Source organism: Runella rosea (assembly GCF_003325355.1).
GTDB lineage: Bacteria > Bacteroidota > Bacteroidia > Cytophagales > Spirosomataceae > Runella > Runella rosea.
On the sequence record NZ_CP030850.1, the window covers coordinates 5,055,041 to 5,071,446 of the forward strand.

9 protein-coding genes are annotated in these 16,406 nt (G+C 45.6%); 3 read left to right on the forward strand and 6 right to left on the reverse strand.

The genetic code is table 11. From position 1 onward, the window contains the following. Positions 1-82: 82 nt before the first annotated feature. On the reverse strand, positions 83-1,771 hold the full coding sequence (locus tag DR864_RS20980; RefSeq protein ID WP_114068811.1) for a RagB/SusD family nutrient uptake outer membrane protein: 1,689 nt from the start codon (positions 1,769-1,771) through the stop codon (positions 83-85). A gap of 11 nt (positions 1,772-1,782) precedes the next feature. After that, positions 1,783-4,800 (reverse strand): SusC/RagA family TonB-linked outer membrane protein, encoded by a 3,018-nt coding sequence (locus tag DR864_RS20985; protein ID WP_114068812.1) that lies wholly within the window; start codon positions 4,798-4,800, stop codon positions 1,783-1,785. A gap of 577 nt (positions 4,801-5,377) precedes the next feature. Here DR864_RS20985 and DR864_RS20990 point away from each other — a divergent pair. The 3 genes from DR864_RS20990 (at position 5,378) to DR864_RS21000 (ending at position 10,843) form a co-directional block, all read left to right on the forward strand. After that, positions 5,378-8,611, forward strand: a complete 3,234-nt coding sequence (locus DR864_RS20990; RefSeq protein ID WP_114068813.1) for a SusC/RagA family TonB-linked outer membrane protein — start codon at positions 5,378-5,380, stop codon at positions 8,609-8,611. Positions 8,612-8,645: 34 nt separating this feature from the next. Next, positions 8,646-10,409 (forward strand): RagB/SusD family nutrient uptake outer membrane protein, encoded by a 1,764-nt coding sequence (locus DR864_RS20995; RefSeq protein ID WP_114068814.1) that lies wholly within the window; start codon positions 8,646-8,648, stop codon positions 10,407-10,409. Between the two features lie 200 nt (positions 10,410-10,609). After that, complete coding sequence (locus tag DR864_RS21000; RefSeq protein WP_114068815.1) at positions 10,610-10,843, forward strand: hypothetical protein; 234 nt, start codon at positions 10,610-10,612, stop codon at positions 10,841-10,843. Positions 10,844-10,901: 58 nt separating this feature from the next. Here DR864_RS21000 and DR864_RS21005 read toward each other — a convergent pair whose 3' ends face one another. The 4 genes from DR864_RS21005 to DR864_RS21020 form a co-directional block, all read right to left on the reverse strand. Beyond that, the gene (locus DR864_RS21005) at positions 10,902-11,738 is read right to left on the reverse strand and encodes a phytoene/squalene synthase family protein (protein WP_114068816.1); all 837 of its coding nucleotides are present in this window, start codon (positions 11,736-11,738) and stop codon (positions 10,902-10,904) included. A gap of 50 nt (positions 11,739-11,788) precedes the next feature. Then, positions 11,789-13,264 (reverse strand): bifunctional phytoene desaturase/3,4-desaturase, encoded by a 1,476-nt coding sequence (gene crtID, locus DR864_RS21010; RefSeq protein ID WP_114068817.1) that lies wholly within the window; start codon positions 13,262-13,264, stop codon positions 11,789-11,791. An 86-nt stretch (positions 13,265-13,350) separates the two neighbouring features. Then, the gene (locus DR864_RS21015) at positions 13,351-14,631 is read right to left on the reverse strand and encodes a metal-dependent hydrolase family protein (protein WP_114070395.1); all 1,281 of its coding nucleotides are present in this window, start codon (positions 14,629-14,631) and stop codon (positions 13,351-13,353) included. Between the two features lie 198 nt (positions 14,632-14,829). Then, a complete protein-coding gene (locus DR864_RS21020) occupies positions 14,830-16,386 on the reverse strand; it encodes a RagB/SusD family nutrient uptake outer membrane protein (RefSeq protein WP_114068818.1) in 1,557 nt (518 codons plus the stop codon). Between the last annotated feature and the right edge of the window lie 20 nt (positions 16,387-16,406).

The window sequence follows — 16,406 nt, forward strand, 5'->3', positions numbered from 1 at the left end:
TTCCTAAAAATAACGGTCGCCCAAACATGGGCGACCGTTATTTTTATAGACTATTGAAGTTGTTTTTAGAAGTTCAACTTAATTAATACCCAGCGTTCTGTTTTAAATACCCGGGAATGTTGGAGGCTCCGTCAATGGCAGTTTGCGGAATCGGGAACACCCGCTTGTTTTTGTCGGTGTTGGTTTTTTCCGTCCAAGTACCTTCATATTTGCCAAAACGAATCATATCAGTCCGGCGGAGCATTTCCCAGTAGAACTCAAATCCACGCTCGCGGAATAGCAGGTCGAGTGTCATACTTGTAAGCGCTGGCGCAGGAGTAGTGGCTGTTCTGGCGGCTCTGACGAGGTTTACGTCGGCTAAGGCGCTGGCGGCGTCGTTGCTTTTACGCAATTTGGCTTCGGCTCGCATCATGTATACATCGGCCAAACGCAAGATGATGATGTCGGCTTCGCCGAAGTTACGTCCACTCACCGATTTTTTGCTGAATTCATATTTCTCAACGCGGAAACCTGTGTTGTAGTTACTGCCAGCTACAGTAAAGTCAATCTGCTCCGTAAAATCAACCGCCAGTGTAGGTTTATTACGCGTGTCATGGAAAAGTTTACCCACCTTCATTTTACCGTCAGGACATTTCAAAAATACCCCGTTTCTTCTGATAAGGCCGTATTGTTGCCCACGCAGAATTCCACGGTTGATATTGAAGTTTTCTGCCGCTACGCAAGAGTCGGCGGGGTTTGAATAGATGCTCAAATTCTGTTTATAAAACCTCGGGTCTGCTGCGGCGGGGTCTTTGGGGGCATTGGCCGTTACCCACGTTCTGTAGAAATCAGGGGTGATACCTGGACCATCAGTACCGTTGGCGTTTGGATAAGCTGGTAGCGGAAACTGGTCGCCCGATAGAGAGAAATACGCCATCCGGTTGTGCCCATTCAAATCGGCCCGCTGGTCTACCGCAAAAATCAATTCTTTGTTGTTGTGATTATCGTCGTTGAAAAGCGAGAAATAATCTCTTGACAACTGATACATGCCTGAATTGATGATTTTATCGCTGTACTCAACGACTTTATCCATGTCTTCGGGCTTAAAGGTAAATTGAGCGGCATACGGGTCACGATACACGGCGGCGTTTAGATACAAACGGGCCAAAAGTCCCCAAACGACTCCTTTGGAAATGCGGCCAGGACCTACGTTAGGGTCTACTAAGGGTTCGATGGCAAGAAGTTCGCTTTTGATGTATTCAACTGCCTCATCGCCCCGGATGATTTTGGAGTTTTCGCCCAAATCATCTTTGACGAATACCAATCCAAACATATCAAGGGTCAGCATCGAATAATAAGCGCGCATACCTCTTGCTTCGGCCAAAAAGGTTTTTGCCGATGGATCGTTGAGGGTTGGTAATGAATTGATGGCAGTGATGGAGCGTGACATTCCCTGCAAAATCAAATTCCAAGTGTTACGGATGTTGGGGTCGGTACTGGTATGTGTATGCTGGTGCATGGCCAGATAGATACCATTATCTCCCCAATCAGTGCCGCCTCGGTAGGGTAAAATCGCCTCGTCGGTTGAGATTTCTTGCAGGGCAAAATAGTTGGTATGCTGAAAAATATTGGGTAACAATGCATACACAGGGGAGATGATTCCTTCGGCGGCCTGCTTGTCAGAAAGTCCAGAAGCCGATGCTTCGTCCAACACAATTTCGTTCAGGTTCGTACAACTGTTGAACACCATGAGCCCAACGGTTGTCACTAATATAGATAATTTCTTTTTCATCGTTCTTAATGTTAAAATGTAACGTTCAAACCAAAAATGAGCGATTTGGCTTTGGGATAACTCAAGTAATCAATACCGTAGGACGAAATTCCGTTGATGGTCCGGTCGGTGTTTACTTCTGGGTCATACCCATCATATTTAGTAATTACGAATAAGTTTTGGGCCGTGGCCGAAACCCGAATCCCCGCAATCCATTTGTTGATTCCCAACGCTTTGGTGTTGAGGTTATACCCCAATGAAAGGTTGTTTAATCGGAAAAATGCCCCGTCTTTGAGGTAGCGCGTTGAAACGGGAGCGGCATTGTTAACCGACTCATTGGCCGCCGCAATTGCCTCAGCAGTGGTGTTGATACCTTTCGATAATCTCAGTTTATAGAAGTTTGCGTTGGCAGTGTTGTCATAGATTTTGTTTCCTGACACACCGTTAAAGTTTGCCACCAAATCAAGGCCTTTGTAGGCAATGCTACCGTTAAAGTTAAATTGTTTTGTGGGTAGGGCACTGCCGGCCGTTACGCGGTCTTTGTCGGTTACGATACCGTCGCCGTCGGCATCCAAATAGGTACTGATTCCTTTGTCGTCAAAACCAGTGAATTGTTTCAGGTAGAACGTGCCGATGGGTTGGTCATTGATGTAGCCGTTGATGGTGGCGGAGGTTAGCCCCGAGCCAGAAGCCGAGCCAGAAGGAATGACTGAATAAGGAGAATTGGTTACGTTATTTTTGATAAACGTTACGTTACCTCCGATGTCAAACCGCAATCCGTTTGTCCCGACGTGGCGGTAGTTTAATTCCAACTCCAACCCTTGGTTTTTGATGGTCATGTCGGCTACATTGGTCCAGAAAGTACCTGCGGGCTGAACGGGGTCAGCGGGGATTACTTCCAACAAAATATTGTTGGAGAGTTTGGTAAAATAGTCGATTGTACCAGACAAGGCCCCGTTGAACAATCCAAAATCAAGCCCTACGTCGGTCTGTGTTGATACTTCCCACTGAATGTTGGGATTGGCCAATCGAGAGTAAGAAGTGCCAGGAGCGTAAGGGCCTGTGGCGTACAAAGGATAGCTGGTGGTTCCTGATACCTGTGAAGTAAACAAAGCTTGGGTAATTTTGGAAGGGATTTCTTGGTTACCCGTTTTTCCCCAACCAGCTCGGAGTTTCAAATCACTAAATGGTAGAGATTTTAGGAACTCTTCCTCCGAAAGTCTCCAACCTAATGAGAACGAAGGGAAAATTCCGTATTTGTTATTAGAACCGAATTTAGAAGAACCGTCGGCCCGCACGGTGGCAGTCATTAAATAGCGGTCTTTGTATTGATAGTTTACCCGCGAGAAGAAAGATTGCAATTCGTTGACCACGGCATAACCGCCCGGTTTGTTGTTGGCCAATGTCAATTCTTGTCCAAGTCCAGGATTATAAATCGGTTCGATGCTCGAAATCGGGAATTTATTGATGCTGTTGCTACGTCCCTGAACAAATATTTTCTGGTATGAATGCCCTACCAACGCCGAGAGACTGTGGTCGGTTTGATTCAACGTATAGGTCAGATAGTTTTCAATCAGCTTGTTGTTGTTGTAAGTATAGATAGTTTCGAGGCGTCCATCTTGTAAGGGCACTGCGTTGGGCAACGACTGTAAATCGCGCACGGAATTGGAGTTGTCGATACCAAAGTTGAGTTTGTAAACTAATCCTTTGATGATGGTAAACGAAGGGGAGATATTACCGATTACCCGGTTGATTTTGGTGATATCTTTTTCCAATTTCAACGTAATCAATGGGTTTACTCCGCTCGCATATCTGAATGGCTCGCCGTTGGTGTCATACGCGGGGTACGTAGGGTTGGCTGAAATAGCCCCGCCCAACATCGCCCCAAACGGTGGGCGCTCATTTTGGGTATAACTTGCGTTCAAATTTACGTCAATGCTCAGGCGGTCGTTCATCAATTTTTGGTTTACGTTGATACGGCCCGTATAGCGGTTGAGTTGGTTGTTTTTCAAGATACCCTCCTGATTTTGCAATCCCAACGAAGCATAGTACGTCAATTTATCGGCACCACCTCCAAAAGACAAGTTATGGTTTTGTGTATAGGCCGTTCTGGTAACTTCTTTTTGCCAATCGGTATTTGCTTTCAAATCTTCCAACACGCCGCCTACTGCTGGTACCTGCTTACGGTATTCATCAGCCGTAAACACATCCAAGGCCCGGGCCATGGTGGAGATGCCGACGTTTGAGGAAAAAGTAAGGCTTGAAAAACCCGCTTTCCCTTTTTTGGTCGTAATCAATACAACCCCATTCGCCCCCCGTGAACCGTAAATAGCGGTAGCCGAAGCATCTTTCAATACGTCGATGGACTCAATATCCTGCGGGTTAAGAAAGGTCAACGGGTTAGTGGCCCCCCCAGTACTGGAGTTGTCTAATGCCATTCCATCAATCACAAAAAGAGGAGTACTACCCGTACGAACGCCGCCGGGCCCTCTGATGGTAATGGATTGCGAACCCCCTGGCTCGCCGCTGGCCGAGGTGACATTGACCCCCGCTACTTTTCCTTGCAAAAGCTGCTCGGGTGAGTTGATGATTCCTTTGTTGAAATCGGTGGTTTTGAGGGATTTTACGGAGCCCGTCATGTCCTTTTTAGTGGTACTTCCGTAACCGATAACGACCACCTGAGCCAAATCGGAAGCGCTAGATTTGAGCGCAGCGTCTACTGCGTTGCGGGTGCCAACGACGATTTCCATTTTTTCATAACCGATAAAACCAATGACCAATACGGCTTTATCATCGGGCACGGCCAGCGTGTAGTTTCCGTTTGCGTCGGTGTTGGTTCCGCGTTGCGTGCCTTTAATCACGACGCTACAGCCAGCCAATGGCTCATTGGTTGTGGCATCGGTGACACGACCCGTCACGGTTTTGTCGGTGGTTTTTACCACGGAAGGAGCGGAGGCGCTTGTTATCTGGGGAGTGGCAATCATCGCTCCCCCTACTAACAACGACCATACCAGCCACTTCGGAGACCTTAAGTTGTAGATATTGTTCATACAATAAACAGTTATTTGTTTGTAAATAAAGCTTTGCAAAGGTCAGGCTCGCCCGTTAACAAATTGTTACGTGAGCATTATCGAACCATTATGTTTAGCAATTGTAAAATTGAGATAAGCAGAAAATGAACTCCTCTTTTTTAAAGAAGGGATTCTATAAAAAAGAGGAGAACGCAGAAGCACTGAATGGAGGAGAAGAAAAAGGTAAAACGTTTTTCATAGGGTATTGCGATTATGAATTAAATGGAGATAGGAAGGTGATTTCGGTACAATAGTATAATTGAATTTTTTAAATAAAAAATATGACTAGTGTCAATGGCTATGCAAACGTTTGAAATAGTAGAATAAACCGAATGTTCTCAACTCCCAAGTGTTTCATGACAAAGGTAGAATGAACTGCTGATAATAGCTGAAAATGTTTAATGTATAGATAAATCCCTGAAAGGGCAGGACAAACAAAGACTTTTTGGTTTTATTTTTTTGAAATAATTCAAGTAAAAATATTGCTTATGCTTGCTTTAAAGCAAGGTTACAGTTCTACTGTGCCGTTTAGCTCACTTAATTTATCTAACAAAACATGAAAAAACATCTTTACCTAGCCACACTTTTGTGGCTTTGTGCGCTTGGTTCGTGGGCGCAAAGCCGCTTAACAGGGCGCGTTACCGACGCCGCTGAAAATGTCCCGCTTCCGGGTGTAAGTGTCCTTCTGAAAGGAACCAACACGGGAGTCACTACTGATGGAGAAGGTCGATTTAGCCTTCCAAATACCGCTTCAAACAGTGTATTGGTCGTTTCTTACATTGGTTATATTTCGCAAGAAATCACCGTTGGAAATCGTACGAACATTGACGTTGCCTTGGCGGTCGATGTAAAATCACTCTCTGAGGTTGTGGTGACGGGTTATGCCAGTCAACGCAAAAAAGACATTACGGGAGCCGTCACGGTGGTCAATGCCAAAGAATTAACGGCAGTGCCCGCGGCCAGCGTCACACAGATGCTTCAAGGACGGGCATCAGGGGTAGTGGTTGGAAACGACAACTCTCCTGGAGGGGGTACGATGGTGCGTATTCGTGGGTTTGGTTCAATCAACAACAACAGCCCTCTGTACGTGATTGACGGTGTACCCACTCAAGGAACACTTAACCAGATCAACCCCAATGATATTGAATCAATGCAGGTGTTGAAAGACGCTTCGGCCGCTTCAATCTACGGAGCACGTGCTGCCAACGGGGTGGTTATTATTACCACCAAAAAAGGAAAAACGGGTGAGCCAAGCATTACATTTGATTTTTACAGCGGTACGCAACGCCCTGGCAAGATGCTAGACTTGTTGAATACCAAAGAATTGGGTGAGTACCTTTACCAATCTGAACTCGGTGCTGGCAAAAACCCGTCGGTTACTTCTCCTTCTGCGCAGTATAAATTTGGATCTAACGGCGAGCAGACCATTGCGGACTATATCTATCCAAACGTTTATGGAACGCTTCCTTCCAACTATACTTATACCAATGACATCGCTGATCCTAATTTGGGTAGAACGGCTTTTAACATCACCAAAGCCAACAAAGAAGGAACCAACTGGCAAGATGTTATTTTTGATCCAGCTCCGATTGCTAACTTCCAAATAGGTGCTACAGGCGGTTCAAAGTCAGGAAAATACGCTATCTCGGCCAACTACTTCAAGCAAGACGGTATCTTAAGATACACGAAGTATGACCGCTACTCATTGCGTGCCAACACTGAATTTACCAAAGGAAAAGTGACCATCGGAGAAAACTTTACCTTCTCGTATGATGAGAGACAGGGTATCACCAACAACGATGAGTCAAACCCCATCATGTTTGCGATTCGCGTACACCCTATCATTCCTGTATTTGACATTACGGGTGGGCCAGAAGCACTGGGCGGAACCAACACATCACCTTACAATGGTTTTGCAGGAAGCCGGGGTAGTAACTTAGGAAATGCCCCCAACCCATTGGCAAGATTATACCGTGAAAAAGATAACATCACCAAAGGCTCACACGTATTTGGAAACGTATTTGCCGAAGCAGAAATTATCCCTGGCTTAAAGGCCAGAACCAGCTTGGGTCTTGAGTATAATCAGTACAATCGCTCCGAGTATTTTCACCGTGATATTGAGGCGGCTGAAGCAAGAAATGCGAACAGCTTAAACGTAATCAATAACTTTGACCGCTCATTGACGTGGTTCAACACTTTGAATTACAACAAAACCTTTGGCGTACATTCATTGAATGTATTGGTAGGAACAGAAGCTGTTAAAACCTACGCTTTCGGATTTCAGGCCAGCCGAAGTGCTTTTGCTTTTGATGATTTGGATTATCGTTATTTGGATGCAGGTTCAGCATCGGGCTTGAGCAATGCTGGTGCGGGTGCAACATTGAGCTCGTTGTTCTCTCAGTTTGGAAAAGTAAACTACTCCTACAAAGAACTTCTCTTGGCCGACTTCACCCTCCGTCGCGACGGCTCCTCTCGCTTCTCAGCAGCCAACCGTTATGGGGTATTCCCTGCGTTTTCTGTGGGTTTGCGTATGACAGAACTTGCCTTTATGCGGGAAGTTAAGTTTATCAACGACTTGAAGGTGCGCGTAGGTTGGGGTAAAACGGGTAACCAGTTGATTCCCAACGTATACAATGCGTACACGCTGTATGCACCCGATCCTTCAAACAACGCGTATGATATCAACGGGACGGGTTCATCTATTGTGGGTGGATTTGACTTAGTACAGTTTGGTAACACAAATGGTAAATGGGAAACAAATACCTCAACTAACTTTGGTATCGACGCTGTTTTGTTGAATAACAAAATGGAATTTGTACTGGACGTTTATAACCGTCTAACAACGGATATGTTGACCCAAATTGCGATTCCAAGAACGGCAGGTTCGGGTACAATTCCTTTCACCAACATCGGTGAAGTACAAAACCGTGGCTTTGATATTGGCCTTAACTTCCGGGATAAAAAAGGTGATTTCCGGTATCAGGTAGGCGTGAATTTTGGGCACTACAAAAACGAAGTGAAAAAATTGAACGATGATCCCAACGCAACGGTATTTGGGTTCACTACTCGTTTGCCAGCCATCTCGGCTACCAAAGCGGGCTTGCCGATTGCCAGCTATTATGGGTATATCGTTGACGGTGTGATCAAAGATAAAGCCGAAGCCGACGCCGCCCCTAAATTTGGAACTTATACCCGTGAAGGTACTTTCAAGTTTAGAGATATCAACGGTGACGGTATTATTACGGCTGCCGACCGTACCATCATGGGAAATCCTCACCCTGACTTTACATATGGTATCAACGTAAATCTTGGCTATAAAAACTGGGATTTGACTATGTTTGGTCAAGGTGTACAAGGCAACCAAATCTTCAACTATGTGAGATATTGGACTGACTTTAACGTATTCCAAGGCAATAGATCGAAGGATATGCTTTACAATTCATGGAAAAAACCAGGTGACGATGCAAAATTGCCCCGCTTGAATTCTGGGGATGCCATCAGTCAGCAGGTTTCTTCTTACTTCCTCGAAGACGGTTCGTATTTGCGCCTGAAAAACATTCAGTTGACCTATACTCTTCCTTCTTCTCTCCTGAAAAAAGCAGGATTGGCTTCGGCGCAAGTGTATGTACAGGGACAAAACATCCTGACGCTTACCAAATACAGTGGACTTGACCCTGACATCAACCTGAGAAGATCGGGTAATGACAATCAGGATATCCACATGGGTGTTGATGAAGGTGCGTATCCCGTGGCAAAGTCGTACATCGTTGGATTGCGTTTTGGTTTTTAATCTTAGTTGACAATCATTATTCTTGAATCATACAATGAAAAAAATAATCTCATTACTAGTCTTGGTCGGCTTGAGTTTCTCTTGTTCTGAGAGCTTCTTTGACCTAAAGCCTCAGGGACGTGCTTCCTTGGAGCAGTTAAGTAATAAAAACGGAGTGAATGCCCTCTTGATAGGGGCTTATTCTTTACTAGATGGTGTTGGGGCAGGCAATACTGGGCGCCAATCCACGATTTCAAATTATGTGTTTGGCGGAATCAGCAGCGACGACGCCGTAAAAGGAACCGATGCTGGTGACCAGCCAGAGCAGTCGTTTATTGAACAATATAACTGGCTTTCTGACAACACTTATTTCCTTGGAAAATGGTGGCACTCCTACGACGGCGTGGCTCGTTGCAACGAAGTGATTCAAATCGTGAGCAGCGCAGCCGTAAAAGATATGACCGAGGCTGAAAAAACACAGGTCATTGCAGAGGCCCGTTTTTTGAGAGGGCACTTCCATTTTGAAGCCAAAAAAATGTGGAATAACGTGCCGTTTATCGATGAGAAAATCTACGTTTCTTCTGACCCCAATTCCACAAAGGTTCCCAATACCGAAGATATTTGGCCTAAAATCGAAGCGGATTTTGATTTTGCTGCCAAAAATCTGCCTGGTGTCCAAGCCCAAAAAGGGCGTGCTACCCAGTGGGCTGCTAAATCGTATTTGGCTAAGGCCATGATTTTTCAGAAAAAATGGGCGGCAGCAAAAACGTTGTTGGAAGATGTTTTGAAAAATTCTGGTAAAAAACTGGTCGCTAACTACCACGACAATTACAGAACGACTGGCAACAACAACAGCGAGTCAATCTTTGAAGTTCAGTTTTCGGTAAATGACGGTACAACTGGTAACAACGGAAACGCAGGTGATAACCTAAATTGGCCGTATTCGGCCACGGCCCCTGGCCGTGGATGCTGCGGGTTTTATCAGCCTTCACACAACTTGGTAAATGCGTTCAAAACTGAAAATGGCCTACCTATGATTGGGGCTGCTGCTGACGGTACACTAGATACATACAACAAAGTAGATTTGCCGAACGATCAGGGAATTGTGGCTTCTACGGCTTTTACACTTGATAAATCGGTTCCTGTTGACCCACGTTTGGACTGGACGGTGGGTCGTCGCGGTGTAAATTTCCTTGATTGGGGCCCAATGCCTGGCTCAACTTGGATTCGTGATCAAGCCTATGCTGGACCGTTTACTGGTAAAAAATGGATGTATTACTTGTCAGAAGAAAACAGCACAACGCACTCTACAAGCAAGCGTAACGTCAATAATAACTACCGTTTGTTGAAGTTATCGCACGTTATTTTGTGGCTGGCAGAATGCGAAGTAGAATTGGGTAACTTAGCGGCTGCCGAAGGTTACGTCAACCAGATTCGCTTGCGCGCTAAGACTGGCTCGGTTCAGGATGCTTCTGTGACGTATCAGGTTGATGCATATCCTGCGGGGACTTTTGCCGCCAAAGGCGCTGATTACGCACGCAACGCGGTTCGGATGGAGCAACGTCTGGAATTTGCGATGGAAGGCCACCGATTCTTCGACTTGGTTCGTTGGGGCATTGCCGAAAAAGTGTTGAACAAATACGCCGCCGAAGAAGCAGTACCAGGTACTGAGCCTTCTGGACGTAAGTTCAACAAGCGGGGTTATATGGCTGGAAAAGTATTTACTTCTAAAAATAACTACTACCCGATTCCTCAGGATGAAATCCTGAATAGCCAAAAAGATGGCAAGCCTACTTTGACCCAGAATACAGGGTATTAACAAATTTCTTTTTCATCAAAAAAAAGCTCCGCAGTTCGCTGTGGAGCTTTTTTTTGATGAAAAAGCTGAAAAGAACTTGGTTTTAGATTACTGTTTAAACCATTGAATGGCTTGTTTTTCTAAGGAAAGAATTGACAAACAAACCAGAACCAACCGAGGCGTTTGATTTTAATCAATGTGCTTCTTAAACAGTATGAAATATGAAAGCTGATACGAGACTTGTAACATTATTAGCCACGGGATTGCTGATTTACCTGTTTTCAGGGTGTGTAGTAAGCCCTCGTCCCGTAGTTGTTCGTCCTGCTCCGCCTGCTCCACGTGTCGAAGTGATTCCACGAAAGCCTTCCCCCCGCCATGTATGGGTGCCCGGGGAGCACCGCTGGCGTAAAAGCCACTACGTATGGGTACCAGGTCATTACCGCCGAGTTCGATAATAACAAGAAACTCCGCCACTTGGCGGAGTTTCTTGTTGAAAGCAATTGGTACAATTGGTTATATCTCAGTGAATCGAAACTGTACGTATGTTTTGGCGAGCAACGTCATTTTTTGAAAATCAGGAACCCGAATCCGTACTTCCTGAATGCGGGTTGCGGGCGTTTCCTTGATTTTATTGAACAGGGTCAGATAATATACATACGCCAGATAGACGCCCATACGAGCGCTACGGGGAAGCTGTTTGATGGCACCGTAGGCCGCATCAAAGTCCGCCTGAATGTCGGTTTCGATTTGGTGTTTGCTCTCTTTGGTAAACTTCGTAAAATCAACCCCCGGAAAATAAACGCGCCCTCGATCGACATAGTCACTTTTCAAGTCGCGCAAAAAATTTACTTTCTGAAAGGCCGCTCCTAAACTGCGGGCACCGTCTTTTAGCTGTTCAAACATGGCGGTGTCGCCTTCACAAAATACGCGCAAGCACATCAAACCCACGACTTCTGCTGAGCCATAAATGTACTCTTCGTATTTTTCGTCGGTATATTCCTGTTTGTATAAATCCATTTCCATGCTGTGCAAAAAAGCATTGATGAGGTCATGATCAATCTTATATTTATTAACAATCAGCTGGAAAGAATGCAACACTGGATTTAGACTAATGCCCGCTTCGATAGCTTCATAGGTATCTTTGATAAATTTTTCGAGCAGGTATTTTTGATTAAATTCATAAAACGTATCGACAATTTCATCGGCATAGCGTACAAACCCATAGATAGCATAAACAGGTAAACGGAATTTTTTATCCAGCGTTTTGATTCCCAGCGTAAACGACGTACTGTATCTCTCGGTAATGAGTTTGCTGCAATCTAGCGTTGTTTGGTCAAACAATTGCTTCATATAAGCCGTGCTATGCACGCAGGTTAATGGGTTATTGGAAGATATGATTACTAATTTGGTCCAAACTCTTTGGCTATCTCATCGGCTACTACCAGCCCCGAAATCAGAGAGGGAGGTACACCAGGGCCTGGAACAGTCAGCTGTCCTGTATAAAACAAATTATTCAGCTTTTTGTTTTTGAGGGTTGGTTTCAGGAAGGCCGTTTGTAGGAGCGTATTGGCGAGCCCGTACGCATTTCCTTTGAATGCATTGTAATCAGACTGGAAATCTCGGTGCGCAAAGGTACGTTTATAGACAATGTTTGGCCGAATAGCCTCTCCTACGTAGGCCTCTAACCGTTCCATCACTACGTTAAAATAACGCTCTCTGATTTCGTCAGTATCGTTGGTCAGGCCAGTGGCTACTGGAATTAGGATAAAGAGGTTTTCGGAGCCTTCGGGTGCAACCGAGGGGTCGGTTTTTGAGGGCACCGAAACGTAGAAAAGCGGCTTGCTCGGCCACTGGGGTTCGGTATAAATTTCGTACGAGTGCTGTGAAAAATCTTCGTCAAAAAACAAATTATGATGGAGCAGCTTTGGTAGTCTTTTGTTGACCCCCACATAATAAAGCAGGGACGATGGGGCAAGTGTTTTTTTGTCCCAATACGCTTCGGAATAATTGCGGTACTCGCCCAGCAATTTTGAATCTACGTGATGATAATCAGCCCCTGCCACCACGATGTCGGCCTCAAAAATGTCTGCATCGGTGATTATCTTCTTTGCGCTGCGATTGATTACCTCGATTTTCGTTACATTCTGATTCAGCTTTATTTTTACACCTTTTTCTTTCGCCAGCGCTACCATTCCTTTCACGATTTCATACATACCTCCCATCGGGTACCAGGTGCCCATGGTTATTTCGGCGTAGTTCATGAGGCTGTACATGGCGGGGGTGTTTTCGGAGGTAGCCCCTAAAAACAAAATGGGAAACTCCATTAATTGCAGCAATTTAGGGTCCGTAAAAAACTTACGAATGTGCTCCGAAAATGACTGCAATACATCCATGCGGCTCAAATCATACAGGAGTTTGAGGCTTACAAACTCCGTAATGCTACGGCTGGGTTTCCAAACAAATTTGTTCATGCCTACGTCATATTTGTAGGCAGCCTGTTTTAAAAAGGCGTCCAATCGCGCACCGCTTCCTGGTTCGATGCTTTCAAAAAGCTGTTTGAGCGCCTCAATTCCCGCTGGAATTGCGACGGTGGTTTTTTGGTCAAAGATGACCGCATAAGAGGGGTCGAGTCGGACGAGATGATAATAATCAGATGGCTTTTTGCCGAATTTACCAAAATAGGTTTCAAACACATCGGGCATCCAATACCAACTCGGCCCCATATCGAAGGTAAACCCCTCGGCTTCAAACACCCGAGCACGTCCGCCGGGAACCGAATTTTTCTCCAAAATAGTAACATCAAACCCTTTGTCGGCCAGGCGGGTAGCGGCCGAAAGCCCCGCAAATCCGGCGCCGATAACGATTACTTTTTTCAACGTATAAGACTTTTTTTATAGTAAACTTCCAAAAGGGGGTGACGGTTTGAGAACATACGTAAAAAATGACGCCATTGCGCAAATTGCTATTGCTTATAGACTACACCATCTTTCATCACGAACGTAACGTTTTGGAGCGTTTTGATGTTTTGAAGTGGATTTTCGTCGGTGGCAATGATGTCGGCGTATTTGCCTTTGGTGATGCTGCCCATGTTGTCTTGCTCTCCCAAAATTAGGGCAGGAATTACCGTTGCCGATTTGATAGCCTCCATGGCGGGCATTCCGACTTCGGTCATGTATTCAAATTCTTTGGCATTTTTGCCGTGTGGGTACACGCCACCGTCGGTACCAAAAGCAATTTTTACTCCTGCTTTGTAGGCTTTCTCGAAAGTTTTTTGAATCAACGGTCCGATTTCTAGGGCCTTCATGCGTACAAAAGGGTGGTAATAGCCGGGCACTTTGGCGGAGTCGGCGGCAGTACGACCAGCGATGATGGTAGGGACATAATACGCGCCCATTTTCTTGAATAAATCAATGGCTTCATCGTCCATGTATGTGCCGTGCTCAATGGTAGTCACGCCCGCTCTGAGGGCGCGTTTCATGCCGTCGGTTCCGTGGGCGTGTGCCGCTACGTGAAATCCATAGTCTTTGGCGGTCTGCACAATGGCTGAGATTTCGTTTTCGGTAAACTGGGGTGCTTTTCCACTTTTGGCAATACTCAATACGCCACCCGTGGCCGTGATTTTGATGCAATCGGAGCCGTCTTTGTAGCGTTGACGTACGGCTTTTCGGCCTTCGTCGGGGCTGTCAACGATTGCATCAGTGACTTTGTCTGGAACGCTGTACATGTTACTCAGTCCGTTGGTTGGGTCGCCGTGCCCGCCAGTAGTGGCGATGGTTTGGCCCGCTGTAAAAATGCGTGGCCCCGTTACCAAGCCTTTGTTGATGGCGTTGCGTAGCGCAATATTTACGCCCGTGCCGCCTAAATCTCGTACAGCTGTAAACCCCGCCATGAGCGTAGTAAGGGCGTGTTTTTGGGCTTCAAAAGCAATATCAGCCGAGTTGTTGCTGAGCCGTTTGAGGTATTGGTCCCGGCTGGTTTCGCTTTCGATATGTACGTGCATATCGGTCAGGCCAGGCAAAACCGTTTTGTTTTTTAAGTCAATCAGTTTATCTCCTGCCTGTGCTTTGGCATAGCCTTTTTCAACGGCCGTAATTCGATTTTTTTCGACGATAATTGTGGCCTGCTCTTGGGTGGCATCACTCACTCCGTCGATTAGTTTTCCGCAATAAATCAGCGTTCGTTGGGCTTGGGCATAATTTGCCGCTGCAAAAAAAATCCCAGCAAAAAGCAAACGTTTTCTCATGGATAATTTGGTCGTTAGGTTCACTGTAATCAATATTTTACCTAAATAAAGCATTTTTTCTTCTCAAATGGAAACGGATGAGGTGCTTTCATCTAAAGTAGTAAGTTGGTATTACGCATAAAAAAACTCCCCAGCCGTGTTGCCACGACCAGGGAGTTAAATAATTGTATACTAAACCGTAGTATTATCGCTGCTGAGTTATTCAGGATAGCCCGGATTCTGTGGTTTCAGATTCGGGTTGTTTAGCATTTCCTGTTTTCCAAGTGGCAATAACAAGTGTTTTGATTGCAAAGCTTGGTTAGAGCTCAAGTTCACGTGGCCCACAAAGTTGTCAAAACCTTTGGTTTTTTCGTTGAACACTTTGCGGAGGCGAACCATATCAAACCAAGTGATTTGCTCATAGCACAGCTCATGCCAACGCTCTTTCCAAACTGCCTCGCGGAAAGAAGCTTGTGTATAAGTACCGAGAGCAGGGGTGGTAAGTTGTGCCCGGTCACGGATGCGCTTGAAGGCATTATAAGCTTCCTGTGTAGGTCCACCTACTTCGTTTTGGGCTTCAGCATACATGAGCAACACTTCTGCATAACGAATTTGGGGTACATTGAGGTTGTTTGCGCGTGAGCCTGGCACCCCCGAAGTACCGTTTGCCACTCTGTTGAAATGTTTGAAAATATAAGGAGCACCCAGTTCAAACCTTGCTCCACTACCGTTGGTAAAATAGGTAGTGTAGAAATACCCTTCTTGGTCTTTGGCACGCAAATCGCCTGATTCGTACGATTGGTAGAAGGCAAGGGTCGGAACGGTACTTCCTGTTCCACCTGGACCGTTGAAAGTTACTGGCTTAAAGTTAGGAAACATATTACCCATCGGATTTTGCTCCACAACGGCATTGTATTGCAGCATAAAAAGGTGTTCTACACGATTTTTTAAACTCTCCCGGCGGGTGTCTTCGTAAGTAGGAAACAAGTTGATTGTTCCAGGATTGGCATTGGCATAGTCTATCACTTCTTTGGCTTTGTCGGCGGCCAACTTATAGTGTGAAGCCCCTTTGCTGAGAGGGAAACCTGCCATGGTCAAATATACACGTGCAAGCTGCGCTTTGACAGCCGCCAAATTGACCCGTCCACTCTGATCCATCCATGGTAAACCAGCGGCTTCTGCTGCAAGTAAGTCTTCCACAATCAGTTTGTAAATATCTTCTTGTGGCGAGCGCTTAGGGAAAAAATCTTCCGAGCTAGCTGTTTGTGGATTGGTAATCAGTGGAATATCGCCCCACAAACGCACTGCTGTAAAGTAGGCGTATGCACGTAGAAACCTTGCCTCTCCCAAAATTTTCTTCTTTTGTACTTCAGGCATGGGTGTAATGGGCGGCACTTTGGCAATCACCTGATTGGCTTGTGCAATGATTTTAAACAAACCATTCCAATAATTGACTACGTGTACAGTATTGCCATCGTGGACTAAGCCATACAGGTTGTTCAAGTCTGAATTTTGGGCAGTTTCGGTGGTAGAAGTACCTGTCATGGCCTCCAGTAGCTGCCAGTTAGAAGAAAATATGCCTGCTCCTCCACCCATAAAACGTAAATCGGCATACACTGAAGCGAGTGCTGCCTCGGCGTGGTCGGGAATGGTGTAAAAGCTTTCGGGTGTTAGGTTAGAAGGCGCTTGCTCCGCCAAAAAGTCGGTGCAGCCTGTGTAGCCCAGTAAAAAAGAGGCCATCAGTGCTGTTTTTCCTATATTTTTTAATAGTTGCATTTTCTAATTGATTTAGATGT

Bases quoted from the DNA above. Each gene is read 5' to 3' on its own strand.
- DR864_RS21000 (WP_114068815.1), top strand. From the start codon at position 10,610: ATGAAAGCTGATACGAGACTTGTAACATTATTAGCCACGGGATTGCTG.
- DR864_RS20980 (WP_114068811.1), bottom strand. From the start codon at position 1,771: ATGAAAAAGAAATTATCTATATTAGTGACAACCGTTGGGCTCATGGTG.
- DR864_RS20990 (WP_114068813.1), top strand. From the start codon at position 5,378: ATGAAAAAACATCTTTACCTAGCCACACTTTTGTGGCTTTGTGCGCTT.
- DR864_RS21005 (WP_114068816.1), bottom strand. From the start codon at position 11,738: ATGAAGCAATTGTTTGACCAAACAACGCTAGATTGCAGCAAACTCATT.
- DR864_RS20995 (WP_114068814.1), top strand. From the start codon at position 8,646: ATGAAAAAAATAATCTCATTACTAGTCTTGGTCGGCTTGAGTTTCTCT.
- DR864_RS20985 (WP_114068812.1), bottom strand. From the start codon at position 4,800: ATGAACAATATCTACAACTTAAGGTCTCCGAAGTGGCTGGTATGGTCG.
- DR864_RS21020 (WP_114068818.1), bottom strand. From the start codon at position 16,386: ATGCAACTATTAAAAAATATAGGAAAAACAGCACTGATGGCCTCTTTT.
- DR864_RS21015 (WP_114070395.1), bottom strand. From the start codon at position 14,631: ATGAGAAAACGTTTGCTTTTTGCTGGGATTTTTTTTGCAGCGGCAAAT.